The sequence below is a fragment of the Phenylobacterium sp. genome (assembly GCF_036821595.1).
In the GTDB taxonomy this organism is placed as follows: Bacteria; Pseudomonadota; Alphaproteobacteria; order Caulobacterales; family Caulobacteraceae; genus Phenylobacterium.
In genome coordinates, this window is record NZ_DAISJG010000010.1 from 54,443 (window position 1) to 67,314 (window position 12,872).

General features: G+C 70.7%; 10 protein-coding genes. 3 read left to right on the forward strand and 7 right to left on the reverse strand.

Features of this window, described 5'->3' with window-relative positions; genetic code table 11:
* Positions 1-22: 22 nt before the first annotated feature.
* The 4 genes from V7Z97_RS07680 to V7Z97_RS07695 are packed head-to-tail and all read right to left on the reverse strand — an operon-like array spanning position 23 to position 4,867.
* Entirely contained in the window at positions 23-619 is a 597-nt protein-coding gene (locus V7Z97_RS07680; RefSeq protein ID WP_334162533.1) for a carboxymuconolactone decarboxylase family protein, read from the reverse strand.
* 33 nt (positions 620-652) lie between these two features.
* Entirely contained in the window at positions 653-2,035 is a 1,383-nt protein-coding gene (locus tag V7Z97_RS07685) for a spinster family MFS transporter (protein WP_334162535.1), read from the reverse strand.
* Between the two features lie 10 nt (positions 2,036-2,045).
* Entirely contained in the window at positions 2,046-2,615 is a 570-nt protein-coding gene (locus V7Z97_RS07690) for a VOC family protein (protein ID WP_334162537.1), read from the reverse strand.
* Positions 2,616-2,641: 26 nt separating this feature from the next.
* Complete coding sequence (locus V7Z97_RS07695) at positions 2,642-4,867, reverse strand: TonB-dependent receptor (protein WP_334162538.1); 2,226 nt, start codon at positions 4,865-4,867, stop codon at positions 2,642-2,644.
* A 181-nt stretch (positions 4,868-5,048) separates the two neighbouring features.
* Here V7Z97_RS07695 and gcvA point away from each other — a divergent pair, with 181 nt between their 5' ends.
* From gcvA to V7Z97_RS07710, 3 genes are all read left to right on the forward strand, one after another.
* Positions 5,049-5,984: a transcriptional regulator GcvA gene (gcvA, locus tag V7Z97_RS07700; protein ID WP_334162539.1), complete on the forward strand. Its 936-nt coding sequence runs from the start codon at positions 5,049-5,051 to the stop codon at positions 5,982-5,984.
* 137 nt (positions 5,985-6,121) lie between these two features.
* Positions 6,122-6,544 carry a GlcG/HbpS family heme-binding protein gene (locus tag V7Z97_RS07705; protein WP_334162542.1) on the forward strand — a complete coding sequence of 141 codons (423 nt, stop codon included), beginning with the start codon at positions 6,122-6,124 and terminating at the stop codon, positions 6,542-6,544.
* Positions 6,545-6,576: 32 nt separating this feature from the next.
* Positions 6,577-7,131, forward strand: coding sequence for a VOC family protein (locus V7Z97_RS07710; RefSeq protein WP_334162543.1), 555 nt, complete (start codon positions 6,577-6,579; stop codon positions 7,129-7,131).
* Between the two features lie 42 nt (positions 7,132-7,173).
* Here V7Z97_RS07710 and V7Z97_RS07715 read toward each other — a convergent pair whose 3' ends face one another.
* The 3 genes from V7Z97_RS07715 to V7Z97_RS07725 form a co-directional block, all read right to left on the reverse strand.
* On the reverse strand, positions 7,174-7,890 hold the full coding sequence (locus V7Z97_RS07715; protein WP_334162544.1) for a DUF4112 domain-containing protein: 717 nt from the start codon (positions 7,888-7,890) through the stop codon (positions 7,174-7,176).
* Positions 7,891-7,960: 70 nt separating this feature from the next.
* On the reverse strand, positions 7,961-11,005 hold the full coding sequence (locus V7Z97_RS07720) for a TonB-dependent receptor plug domain-containing protein (protein WP_334162545.1): 3,045 nt from the start codon (positions 11,003-11,005) through the stop codon (positions 7,961-7,963).
* 94 nt (positions 11,006-11,099) lie between these two features.
* Positions 11,100-12,854 carry a CIA30 family protein gene (locus tag V7Z97_RS07725; protein ID WP_334162547.1) on the reverse strand — a complete coding sequence of 585 codons (1,755 nt, stop codon included), beginning with the start codon at positions 12,852-12,854 and terminating at the stop codon, positions 11,100-11,102.
* Between the last annotated feature and the right edge of the window lie 18 nt (positions 12,855-12,872).

The following is a 12,872-nucleotide window of genomic DNA, read 5'->3' on the forward strand; positions in this document are numbered from 1 at the left end:
ACTCTCCGTCTCTGGAAGGGGGTCAGCGCGTCGGCCCGGCCGGTTCGGGGATCTCCACCACCCGCTCGGGCACGTCGTCGTACTCGAGGCGCAGCGCCTTCGTCGCCGTGGCGTGGAGCTGGTACATGTTGATCACATAGGTGAGCATCAGGATCTGGTCGTCCGGCAGCCCCGCGCGCAGCCGCCCGAACACCTCGTCGTGCACCCGCCCGCCCTCGAGGATCGTCCCGTCCACATAGGCGAGCACGGCCCGCTCCAGCGGTGTGAAGACCTCGGCGACGGTCCAGTAGGGGACGGCCTCGATCTTGGCCTCCGGGACGCCCGCCCGCCTGGCCGCCTTGCAGTGCTGCGAGAAGACGAACTGGCTGCCCCGGGCGTAGCCGGTGCGCACGATGGCGAGCTCGCGCAGCTGGGCGTCCAGGGCCGCGTCGCGCATCGGATAGGCGCTGAACGCCTTCAGGATGCCCGGCACATTGGCCCAGACCGTCCACCAGTCGCCCGGCGTGCCGGTGGCGGTGCCGGGCTCGGCCACCGGGTCGCGGCCGCCGAACATCTGCTCGTAGAACGGCAGGACCTCGGGCGAGGCTTCCGCACGGGAGACTTGCTTCAGTCGCGGCATCGTCGAGCTCCGGGAAGGGTCACGGCCGCCGCCTCACGCAGCCGCCGGGGCGGCGTAGAGCTGGGCGGCCCGCGCCAGGCTGTCGCGGAAGCCCGCGCGGCCGAGCGCCAGGATGGTCACCACGATCGGCGTGATCACCGCGCTGGCGGTTGCGAGCGACAGGCCCACCGCCATCTCGTCGCGGTAGACGTAGTCGGTGAGCAGGGCGACCACCGTCGGCCCCGACGCCACGCCCAGGATGTTGGCGATGAAGTAGTAGAGAGCCACCAGCTGGCCCCGGAGCTGGTTCGGCGCCACCGCCTGCAGGGCGGTGATGATCAGCGACACCGGGAAGCTGGACAGGAAGGTCGAGCAGAAGATCAGCGCCAGCGACAGCTCCGCGGTGGGCGCGAACATGGCCGAGATGAAGAACACCGCCGTGGCCGAGAGCGAGATCATCGGCAGGACGAAGTAGGCGTCGGCCACGCCCTTCGATTCCATCCATTCCGCGATCCGGCCGCCCGCCAGCACGCCCGCGCAGCCCATCACCGCCAGGATGGCGCCATAGACGTAGCCGATGTCCTGCGGCGCCCAGCCGTGCACGCGGATGAAGAAGGTGGGCGCCCAGGCGACCGTGCCAAACCCGAGCATCGAGCTGATCGAGAAGGCCGTGAAGTGGGCCAGGAACATCCGCCGGTTCGCGCCAAGGAAGCCGAGGAGCTGGGACCGGTCGGCCTTGCCGCCGGCGGCCGGCGCCTTCGCCACGCCGCGGCGGGCCGGCTCGCGGACGAAGGACATCGGGATCAGCACCAGGAGCCCGCCCAGCCCGACGATCAGGAAGGTCATCTGCCAGGGTCGCAGCGGGCCGACGAAGGGAATGTCCAGCGGCGGCAGGCCGGAGACGATCTGGATCGCGAAGCCGCCGACCACCAGCGCCAGGCCCGCGCCCACGTACTGGGAGCCGGTGTAGAAGCTGATCGCCCGCGCCAGCCGCTCGCGCGGGAAGTAGTCGCTGATCGTCGACAGCGCCGAGGGCCCGAGCGAGGCCTCCCCCACCCCCACCGAGATCCGCGCCAGGAACAGCTGGGTGAAGTTCTGCGCCAGGCCGCAGGCTGTGGTCGCCAGGCCCCAGAACACCGCCCCGGCCATGATGATCCGCTTGCGGTTCGAGCGGTCCGCCAGCCGGCCGAACAGCAGGCCGAAGATCACGTAGAAAATGACGAAGGCGGCGCCCGCCAGCAGGCTCACCTGGGTGTCCGTGAGCTGGAAGTCGCGCTTGATGGGCGTGAACAGCAGGGTGAGGATCTGCCGCTCCACGTAGGAGACCATGTTGACCAGGGAGAGCGCCCCCACCACGAACCAGGCGTAGGCCCGGTTCGGGAAGGGCGCAGGCGCCGTCAGGCCCGCTGCAGGGGCCGCCGCGTCGGACATGCTCATCGGGATTCCGTCAGGCGGGCGCGCGGGTCTTGCGCGGCACGCGCTCGCCCTGGGCGTTGAGGGGATCGTGGCGGATGTCCTGCGGCCCGTAGGCGCGCGTCAGGGCCGCCAGCTCCATGTGGATGCCGTTCGGGTCCCGGAAGTACATGGAGCGGATCCAGGTCTTGTCAGACACCGTCTCGGACGAGTGGTTCTCCCCGTCGTCGTGGTTGAGCACGCGCAGCGCCACGCCCCTCTTCCGCAGCCGGTCGGCGTATTCGTCGAACTTCTCCAGCGGGATCGACACCGCCAGGTGGTTCATCGACGCGTGCGCCGTCTGCGAGCCGACCTTCTGGTAGTCGGGGTGCATGGAGGCGATCCCCGGCGCATAGGCCGGCGCGTTGGGGAACCAGAAGAAGGCGATGGTGTCGCCGCCTCCGCAGTCGAAGAAGAAGTGCTGCCCCCGCCCGTTCGGCAGGTCGATCGTCTTCACGAGCGGCATCTCCAGCACGTTCTCGTAGAAGTCCACCGTCTCGGCCATGTCCCGGCAGACCAGGGCCACGTGGTTCACGCCGCAGTAGCGCATCGGTTCTTCGGCCATGTCGTCCTCCTTCGCGCCGCGGCGCGCTACTCGCCCAGGACCATCCGCAACTCGACGCCATAGGTCCGGGGCTCGGCGAAATAGAGCTGGGTGAGCACGCCGGCGGTCGGCACCACCGACAGCCGGTGGGCCACGTCGCCCAGGTTCTTGCCCCACAGGGTCGCCTGCCAACGGCCCGAGGGGGCCTCGTAGGTCAGGCTGGCGTCCCAGATGTGGTAGGCCTTCTGGAAGCCCTGGGGCGCGTTCAGCGTGTCGGTGAAGTGGGCGTCTTCGTAGGACCAGGCGACGAAGGGCGAGACGCGTCCGCCGCCCGCCAGATCGATGTCGTAGGTGGCGTCGATGCGGCTGGTCCAGTCCGGCACCCGCGTCGGCTCCAGGTAGCAGGCGCCCTTCTGCGAGCGGTCGATGGTCCCGCCGCAGGGGTTGGTGGCGCTGGCCGGACGGCCCGTCAGGTTGGCGACGAAGCTGGTGTACTCCGCGTCGAGGTAGCCCACCGAGGCCGTGAGGGTGAGGTTCGGGACCGGCAGCACCGTCAGCTCGACCTCGACGCCCCGGGCGCGCTCGTCGGCGTTGTTGGCCACCACCTGCTCCTCGCCCGTGCCGCTGGCGGCGGGGCGGAAGATCGACACCTGCAGGTCCTCGTACTTGTTCCAGAAGGCGGCGAGGTTCAGCCGCAGCCGGCGGTCCCACCAGTCGGACTTCAGCCCGACCTCCCAGGCCTTGGCCTTCTCCGGATCGAACGGGCCGATGGCCGAGGCCGTGGCCGCGCGAGAGTTGAAGCCGCCGCTCTTGAAGCCCGTGGAATAGCTTCCGTAGAGCATGGCGTCGTCGCTGATCTGGTAGTTGGCGCCGAGGTGGTAGGTGAAGTCGGACCACTCCTCCGCCGCGCGGAGCGGCGGCCGCGGGAACTGGGCGACGGGCACCTGCAGGAAGCGGGTGAAGTCCTTCTCCTGCCAGGTGTAGCGGCCGCCGGCGGTCAGGGTGAGCTGCTCGGTGAGGCTGAAGTCGAACTGGGCGAAGCCCGCCGCCGTCTTGTCCTTCTGCTCGGCCCCCTCCTGGGTGACCGCGGCCAGGAAGAAGATTTGGGTCGTGTCCCAGTCGGTCTGGCCGGCGTAGCCCCCGGCGACCCACTGCAGCGGCCCGTCCGTGGCCGACTCGATCCGCACCTCCTGCGAGAGCTGCTTGTGACGCTTGGTGGCCAGGGTCTCGAAGAACGCCAGGTCGGTGACGTCGAAGTCGCTGTAGGAGAGGTTGGAGCTGCGCACGATCCCGCTGATCGAGACGATACGGTAGCCCTGCCCCTCATAGGTGGCGTTGAGGGTCCCGGCCCAGGTGTCCTGGTAGTCGCCGCTCGGGAAGTTGCGCATGGCCACGAACGGATCGGTCGGCCCGCCCGGGAAGCCGAAGCCGGGCCGGCCGGCGCGCGACAGGGCGTCGGTCGGGAACGAGGCGTTCACCCCGCCCACGGAGTCGCTGCGGTCCTTCACATAGGCCGCGCTCAGGTTGAGGGTCAGCTCGTCGGTCGGCCGCCACTTCACCGCCCCGCGAAGCGCCTTCACATTGTCCCCCGCCAGCCATTCCTCCGAAGGGTTCAGCCCGTTCGGCGCCCGGTAGAGGTTGTGCATGTAGCCGTCGGAATACTGGCTGGTGGCCGAGATCCTGAACGACAGCTGGTCGTTCACCGGCAGGTCGGCGGCCATGGAGACGTCCGCACGCCCGAAGTTGCCGACGCGGCCGAGCGCGCTGAAGGTGTGGTGGTCGGCCGGCTGCTTGGTGGTGATGTTGACCACGCCGCCGGTGGTGTTCTTGCCGAACAGGGTGCCCTGCGGCCCGCGCAGCAGCTCCACCTGCTGGATGTCGAAGGTGCTCTGCAGCGCGCCGATGTTGCGGGTGAAGAACACCCCGTCCACGGCGATGCCGACGCTGGGGTCGATGGCCTGGTCGACGCCCTGGTAGCCGATGCCCCGGGAGTAGGCGACCGAGGCGTTGCGGTGGATCGCCCCGACGCCCTCGATGGTGAAGTTCGGCGCGGCCCGGGTGAAGTCCGAGAGGTCCTGGACGACCATCTTCTCGATCTGGCCCTCGGTGATGGCCGTCACCGCGACGGGGGTCTCCTGCAGCGACTCCGCCCGCATCCGGGCGGTCACCACCACCTCCTCCAGCTCCCCGCCGGCGGCGGTCGTCTGCGCCTGGGCCAGGCCCGGGATCGCGGCCCCGCCGACCAGCGCGGCCAGGGAAGCAGTGCTCAGCAAAGCCCTGATGTTCATCGTTCCATTCCCCCCTGCGGACCGGGTGTCCCGGCCCTTATCTCGTTGGGGAGAATGCTAGGCGGGGGCCATGGCGGGGGCCAAACCAGAAAAATTTGGATTCTAAGCAAATTGGATTTGTCGTAGCTCTTTGGGCCATGAGCCACGTCGAGCTTCGGGTCCGCTCATGAGGCGTCTGCCGCCCCTGACCGCGCTGCGCGCCTTCGAGGCCGTGGGCCGGCTGGGCAACGCCCGGGAGGCGGCCGAGGAGCTCAACGTCACCCCCGCCGCCGTCAGCCACCAGATCCGGGCGCTGGAGGACCACCTGGGCGTGGAGCTCTTCGCCCGCACGGCGCGCGTCCTGCAGCTCACCCGCCAGGGCGCGGAGTTCCTGAGTTCCGTGACCGCCGCCTTCGACCTGCTGCACGCCGGCGCCGACCGGCTGAGCCACGAATGCGGGCGCGAGCGGCTGGTGGTGAACAGCCTGCCCTCCTTCGCGTCCAACTTCCTGGTGCCCCGGCTGTCCCAGTTCCACGCCGACCATCCGCAGATCGAGATCGAGGTGAACACCGCCGGGAAGTTCGGCGAGCCCTTGGACCTGCGCCACATCGGCGCCGACGTGGCGATCCGCGGCGGCCTGCACGAGGGCGCCTGGCCCGGCCTGTCGGCCGAGCGGCTGGTGCCGGAAGTGATGTTCCCGGTCTGCGCCCCGTCGCTGATGCGGGGCCCCAACGCCATCCGTACGCCCGAGGACCTGGCCCGCCAGACCCTGATCACCGTCTCGCGCACGCCGGAGGGCTGGCCGGAGTGGCTGCAGGCGGCGTCGGACGCCGGCTGGAGCCTGCAGGAGGTGGACGCTCGCCACGGCCCCCGCTTCGACACCGTCCAGCTCGCGCTGACCGCCGCCGTCGAGGGGATGGGCGTGGCGATCGGCCGTCGGCCGCTGGTCGACGACTACCTGGAGTCCGGCCTGCTCGTGGCCCCCTTCTCCATCGAGGTGACCAGCCGCATCGCCTACTGGCTGGTCTATCCGCCGGCCGCGGCCCGCATGGACCGTCTGCAGGCGTTCCGCGCCTGGCTGCGGGCCGAGCTCAGGCTGCCGGCGGCGCCGCTCCCCGCCTGAGCCCCGCCAATTATTTTGAGCCGCCCGGCAAATCTTTTTGGCTGGAGCTTCCGCCGCGTCGTCCGCTACCGATCCGGGGACGGCAGGCGAAGCCCCCTGAAGGGCTCAAGAGACCGCCGCGGGACAGGGAGACGGGCGTGGGCGCCAAGACGCTGACCAAGGCATCCATCACGGCCGAAGCGGCCGAGCAACTGCTGCGCGCCGCGGAGGCCAAGGCGCGCGAGATCGGCGTCCCCATGGTGATCGCCGTGGTCGACGAGTCCGGTATCCTGAAGGCCTTCTCCCGCATGGACGGGGCCGCCCTGCTCAGCGTGCAGATCGCCCAGGACAAGGCCTACACCGCCGTCTCGTTCGGGATCCCGACCCACGGCTGGTTCGACTTCATCAAGGACGACCCGCCGCTGCTGCACGGCATCGTCAACACGCCGCGCCTGGTGGTGTTCGGCGGCGGCTATCCGGTGCAGGTGGACGGCGCCGTGGTGGGCGGCCTCGGCGTCAGCGGCGGCCACTATCACCAGGACATGCAGGTGGCCGAGGCGGCCCTCGCCGCGTTCGGCTGATCCGACCTCAGGTTGCTTGCGCCGGACGCCGGATGCCGCAGACTGCGCAGGCGCGGGCGGAGGTGAGCATGCGGCCGGCCAATCCGAAGTTTGACCTGAGGGGCGTCAACCACGTGGCTCTGGTGGCCCGGGACATGGCCGCCACGGTGCGCTTCTACCGCGACCTCCTGGGCATGCCGCTGGTCAAGACGCTGGAGCTGCCGGGGGGCAAGGGTCAGCACTTCTTCTTCGACGTCGGCGGCGGCGCGACCATCGCCTTCTTCTGGTTTCCGGACGCCCCGGCGGCGCAGCCGGGCGTCGTCCAGGCGCCTCGCGGCGGCGGCGTCTCGGCGCACGGCTCCATGAATCACCTGGCGATCAGCGTGGCGCCGGAGGACCTCGACCTCTACCGCGAGCGCCTGCGCGAGGCCGGCGTCGAGGTGAGCGACGTCGTCGAGCACCGGGACGCCGAGCCCCCGCCCGGCCAGGATCCCGTCTTCATCCGCTCGATCTACTTCCACGACCCCGACGGCGTCCGTCTCGAGTTCGCCGCCTGGGCTCGCGCCCTAACCCCCGCCGACGCCCGCCTCAGCCCGGCGGGCGCCTGAGAGGTGAACCGGCGGTCGGGACGGACCCGACCGCCCTGCGGATCACTCGCCGCCGGCGGCGAGGCGGTCCATCTGGATGGCCTGGGCGTCGGAGATCCGGCCGGAGGTGGTCGTGCCGCCGACCGTGGCGGCGACCGGGGTGGCGAAGGCGGTGGCGGCCAGCGCGCCGTCGCCGGTCGGCGCCGGGAACAGCAGCGGGTTCTCGACCATGATCCGGGCCAGGCGCCGCGCCGATTCCTCGGACACATTGTACCGGCGCACGGGGATGTCCGGATTTGCCATCGGCCGGCCGGACTTCATGGTCACGTACTGCCCGTCGTCGACCAGCGTGCGATAGATGGCTACCGCCTCCGGCAGGCGGCCGGTCGCCTCATAGCCCGCCGCGAGGTTGAACCGCTTGCCGACGCTCGGACGGGAGTCGGCCGCGCGCTCGAACAGGCGGGCCGCGAACGCATGGCCGGTGAAGAAGGTGTCGATGAGGGAGCCGATGCCCCAGACGCCGGAGCTGGCGCTGTCCAGGGCGAGGTAGGCGGCCATCCGGGCGATAGTGGCCTTCGAGGCGCCCGCCTGCACGGCCTCGTAGAGCAGGAGCCCGCCGGCCCCCACGGAATAGATCGTCCCCGCCCCCGGGACCCAGGACAGGACCCCGTCGAGACCGAGGCCGAACGGTCCCACTCCGACCACGCGGTCGGACAGCTTGCGGATGCGTTCGGCGGAACGCCAGGCGCGGTGCGCGCGGTCGCGGGCGGGGTCGTCCATGGCCTTGGAACGCGCCGCCCCGCGCCCGGGCTCCCTTCGGAGGTCCGGGCGCGGAACGGACGCCGCTTCCCTAGAACGTCTTGCGGACGCTCACGTACCAGTAGCGGCTGTAGGGCTGGTAGAGCTCGCCCAGGTAGCCGTCCACCGCCAGCGGCGGCTTCTCGTCGGTGATGTTGCGCACGCCCACCCGGAGGCGGGTGTCGCTCGCCCAGCCGTCCAGGAACTCGTACTGGGCGAACAGGTTGGCGGTGATCTGGCTGTCCACCACCCAGGGCACGCCGCCCGCGTCGCGGATGTCGGTGTCGTCCACGTCGTCGATGAACTGGGTGAAGGCCCCCAGCGTCACCTGCTCGTAGCGCCAGGTCGCCGAGGCCGACCACTTCCACTCCGGCCGGCCGTTCTGCCGGATCAGGTCGCCGCCGCCGGTGATCGTGGTCCCCGCGTTGATCGTGCCCTCGTCACGCGCCGCCAGCAGGGCGGCGATGTCGGGGGACGGCTGGCGGTAGAACTTCATCAGGTAGGCGGCGTTGAAGTTGACGTCGAAGCTGCCGTAGCGGTCGGTGTCCAGGCCCCAGATCACGCCGATGTCGAGCCCGCGGGCCTCCTGCGGCAGCAGGTTCTGGTACTGGTCGTTGACGTAGAGCACCGACCCCACGGGATCGAGCCCCGTGCCCTGGAAGTTGGCGATGTCGTCGGCGGTCGGCGTGGCCCGGATCACGTTCGGGTTCGACCGGCCCTGCGTCCGCTCCAGGTAGTCCAGGATGAGCGCATTGCCCTCGCCGAACAGGCCGACGATGCCCTCCTGCTTCACCCGCCAGTAGTCGAGGGTGAAGGTGAAGCGGCCGAGCTCCGGCGGCACGAAGTGCGGCTGGAACACGATGCCGGCCGTCCAGGTCTCGCTCTCCTCCGGCTTCAGGTCCTGGTTGCCGGCCCGGCGCGCCGTCGTGGACTGCGAGCGCGAGCAGTCGGAGAAGCTGGCGATCCGGCCCGCGCGCAGGTCCGCCTCGCAGCGGATCCAGTCGGTCCGGGTGTTGGAGCGGGTGACCAGCGTGGCGTTGATCTGCTCGAGGTTCGGGGCCTTGAAGCCCTGGGCCCAGGAGCCGCGCAGGCGGAAGCCGTCGAAGATGTCCCACGCGCCGGCGACCTTCGGCTTGGCCACGTCGCCCACGTCGGAGAAGTCCTCGTAGCGTCCGGCGAGCTGGAACTCGAGGTTGTGCACGAACGGCACGTCCATCTCCGGCGAGACGACCGGGATCGCCAGCTCCGCATAGGCCGACAGCACCTTGCGCTTGCCTTTGGTGTCAGGCGACGGCGAGGAGCCGATCAGGTCGTTGCCGTAGACGATGCCCGTCACCGAGTCGGTGAAGGTGATCGTCCCGTCCAGCCGCGCGTCGCGGTCGTCCTGCTGGGTCTCACGGCGCCACTCGAGGCCCGCGGCGAAGCCCAGGTCCCCGCCCGGCAGGGCGAAGAGGTCGGCCTTGGAGACCTTCAGGTCGGCCAGGGTCAGCGAGCTCGTCGAGATCCGCTCGGTCTTGATCCGGATCGCGTCGATCGCCGCCTGGCTGGAGGGCGAGGCGTCGCCGACGCTCGGGTTGGCCGGGTCGCCGCCGCTGAACGGGTTGTAGGCGTCGGGCGTGGAGAGCGCGAGCTGCCGCTGGAGCAGGGTGGCGCTGATCCCGTCCGAGATGTCCTCCGCCTTGGCGTGGCTGTAGAGCAGGCCGCTCTCCCACTTGAAGCCGGCCACGTCGCCGCGCAGGCCGCCGAGGAAGCGGGTCTGCGTCAGGTTCACGTCGACGATGTTCGGGCCCGCGTCGACGAAGCTGTAGCCGCGCAGCGTCACCGCCAGCCCGCCGGCCGGAGCGTTGATGCCCGCGAGACGGTTCGGGTTCGCCTGGCCGTTCGCGAACACGGTCGGGCCGAACGGATTCCAGTAGTTGGAGGCCGGGATGACCAGCGGCAGCGAGCTGAGCGTCGCCGTCGGCCCCTGCACGCTGGTGGTGCTGGCGTTGTAGTAGCCCACCTCACCGAACGCGGTCACCGCGTCGGTCAGCTCCCAGTTGCCGGTCAGGAAGCCGTTGAAGCGCTCCGTCTCGGGCATGACCGAGGTGTTGAAGGTCGCCGCGTCGTAGCGCAGGTCACGGTCCGCGCCGCTGGTCGCGGGCGCGGCGTCGTCCAGGCACACCCCGGCGCCGATCGTCGCCGTGCAGCCGGCGCTGGTCGTGGGCTGGGTGTGGAAGGCGCCGGCCGTGGAGGTGATCAGCCGCGTGCCGATGCGCACGGGGACGTTGCCCACCGTCTGCAGCGAGGCCCAGGGCATGGTGGTCGCGCGGCTGTCGAGGCCCGCCGCGCCGTCGAAGCGGGTGCCCGCGAACAGCGGCCGCTTGTCGGACGACGAGGTGTAGTCCTGGTCCCAGGCGTTCAGGCTGTTCCGCTTGGTGTAGTTCAGGAACAGGCTGACGTTGCCGCGGTCGTAGTTCTTGCCCGCCAGGACGTTGAACTCGGTCTCGGTCAGGTGCGTGCCCTCGGCGGAGCCGTACTTCGCCTCGACCTGCAGGCCGTCGTAGTTGTCCAGCAGCACGGTGTTGACGACGCCGGCCACGGCGTCGGAGCCGTAGAGGGCGGCCGCGCCGTCGCGCAGCACTTCCAGGCGCTTCAGGCCCGACACCGGGATGGCGTTGGTGTTGTAGGTCAGCACCGGCACCAGGTTCTCGTCGGCCCGGCTGGTCGGGTGGGCCACCACGCGGCGGCCGTTCAGCAGGACGAGCGTGTTGCCGACGCCCAGGTTGCGCAGGTTCACCGAGCCCACGTCGCCGCGCGCCGAGTTCGACGAGTTCGGCAGGTAGGCGGAGTTGAAGCTCACGTCGCCCATCTGCGGGATCGAGCGGAACAGGTCGTCGCCGGACGTGGCGGCGATGTTCTCGATCTGCTCCTGGCCCACCACCGTCACCGGCAGGGCCGCCGTGACCTTGGAGCCTTCGATCTGGCTGCCGACGACGACGATCTCGTCGACCGCGGTCTCCTCGGCCGTCTGGGCCGCGGCCTGTCCGGCCATGGCGACGCCGCAGAGCACGGTGGTGCCCAGCATCAGGCTGCGCAGCGAAATTCCGATATTCATTCAGGTACCCCCTCGTTTTTTCAGTCCGGTCGCCGCGGGACGGTCTGCGCCGTCTCCCCCGCGGGAGTCTTCAGATGTGCGGCTCCCTGACCGCTTAGTAGAAACTCACGTTGTCGAGTTCGAGCCAGAGCTTGCGGCCGCCCTCGCGGGTCCCGCCCACCTCGACCTCGACGACATCGGTCCCCGTCCACGGCCCCTTGCCTGCGCCACGCCCGGGCGCGCGGGCCAGGCTGCTGAACGGAACCTCGACGGTGGTCCAGGCGGGACCGGCCTTCACCTCGGCGGCCCAGCGGCCGTTCAGGGTGTTGAGCATGACCTTGTAGGGCCCGCCGTCGCCGCGCAGCTCCAGCCGCACGCCCTTGAAGGCGGAGACGTTCGCCGGCTGCACCGAGCCGCGGGTCAGCGGCAGGATCACCGCGGCCTGGGGCTCGGACTCCACGGCCATCCGGGCGGCGAGCGCCAGCGCCTTGCCGCCGCCGGCGCGGTCGATCACCTGGCTCACCTGCACGGTGCGGTCGATGCCGCCGTCCATGTCGTCGGTGCGCAGGGTGTCGAGGCTGGTGCGGCCGTCGCCCCGCTCGAAGTCGTCGACCAGCGCCTTCACCGGAACCGCCGGCATGGCGGTCTCGGAATTGGCCTTCGGCAGCGTCACGCCCGGGCCGTGCACCGGCCGCCCGTTGATGAACACGCGCACCGTCTTGCGCACGTCGGAGATCTCCGCCCAGGGGCGGCCCGCCACCAGCACCAGGTCGGCGCGCTTGCCCGCCTCGATCGTGCCGCGGTCGTCGATCAGACCCAGCACCCGGGCGCTGTTCGCCGTGCCGGCCATCAGCGCCTGGGTCGGCGTCAGGCCCGCCTGCACCAGCAGCTCCATCTCCCGCAGGGTGGAGACGCCGTGCGGCGTGTTGGGCATGCCGGCGTCGGTGCCCAGCGCGATCGGCACGCCGCCGTCGGAGAGCGCCTTCACGTTCTTCAGCGCATAGCCGAACTTGCGCACCGACTGCTGGAAGCGCGGATCCTGCGGGTTCTCCGGCGGCTTCTGGCCGGGCTTCACCGGCTCGTAGACGGCGAGCGTCGGGGCGTAGACCGTGCCGGCCTCCCGCAGCGCCGCCACGGTCTCGCCGTCGATCTCGCGGTCCTGCAGGCTGTGGGCGATGAAATCCACCTTGGCGCGCGCCGCCACCGCCCCGCGGTCGACGGTCACCGTGTGGGTGCCGACCTTCAGGCCGTTCTTGTGCGCCTCGTCCACCAGGGCGGCGAGCGTGCCGACGTCCATGCTGGTGTTGTCCGGCGCCGTGCCGTAGCGCCAGCCGTCGGCGAAGGCCTTGATGACGTCGGGCTTGTAGGGGACCAGCTCGCGGATCGCCTGGCGGGCGGCCTCCGGCGTGTTCACCCACTTGGTCGTGTTCTGGTCGGCCCAGTCGGCCCCGTGGCCGCCGGGCGTCGAGGTCCGCGCCGTCATGTTCACGTGCGGCGCATAGAGGGTCGACAGCCACTGCCGGCGCGGCGCCCAGCTCTCCGGGGACTGGTGGAAGTCGTTCACAGTGGTGACGCCGGCGGCGACGTAGGCGCTGGCGATCTGCGGGGTCGTCGCCGGCGCGCCGTTGGGCGTCCAGTGGGTGTGCACGTCGAAGAAGCCGGGCAGCAGCGCCAGCCCCTTGGCGTCGACCACCCTGGCGCCGCGCGGCGCGCGGACCTTGGGCCCGACGGCGGCGATGCGTCCGTCGCGGATCACGACGTTGGCGATCCTCGGCGCGGTGCCGGTGGCGTCGAACACCGTCGCGCCGATGATCGCGGTGACCTCGCCGGGAGCCTGCGCCTGGGCCGCCGAACCCAGGACGACACCCATGGCTATCACGCCTGCGGC

What these genes read in the sequence shown, in the direction of transcription:
- V7Z97_RS07680 (WP_334162533.1), bottom strand. Translation starts at nt 619, where the DNA reads ATGCCGCGACTGAAGCAAGTCTCCCGTGCGGAAGCCTCGCCCGAGGTC.
- V7Z97_RS07685 (WP_334162535.1), bottom strand. Translation starts at nt 2,035, where the DNA reads ATGAGCATGTCCGACGCGGCGGCCCCTGCAGCGGGCCTGACGGCGCCT.
- V7Z97_RS07690 (WP_334162537.1), bottom strand. Translation starts at nt 2,615, where the DNA reads ATGGCCGAAGAACCGATGCGCTACTGCGGCGTGAACCACGTGGCCCTG.
- gcvA (WP_334162539.1), top strand. Translation starts at nt 5,049, where the DNA reads ATGAGGCGTCTGCCGCCCCTGACCGCGCTGCGCGCCTTCGAGGCCGTG.
- V7Z97_RS07710 (WP_334162543.1), top strand. Translation starts at nt 6,577, where the DNA reads ATGCCGCAGACTGCGCAGGCGCGGGCGGAGGTGAGCATGCGGCCGGCC.
- V7Z97_RS07715 (WP_334162544.1), bottom strand. Translation starts at nt 7,890, where the DNA reads ATGGACGACCCCGCCCGCGACCGCGCGCACCGCGCCTGGCGTTCCGCC.
- V7Z97_RS07720 (WP_334162545.1), bottom strand. Translation starts at nt 11,005, where the DNA reads ATGAATATCGGAATTTCGCTGCGCAGCCTGATGCTGGGCACCACCGTG.
- V7Z97_RS07725 (WP_334162547.1), bottom strand. Translation starts at nt 12,854, where the DNA reads ATGGGTGTCGTCCTGGGTTCGGCGGCCCAGGCGCAGGCTCCCGGCGAG.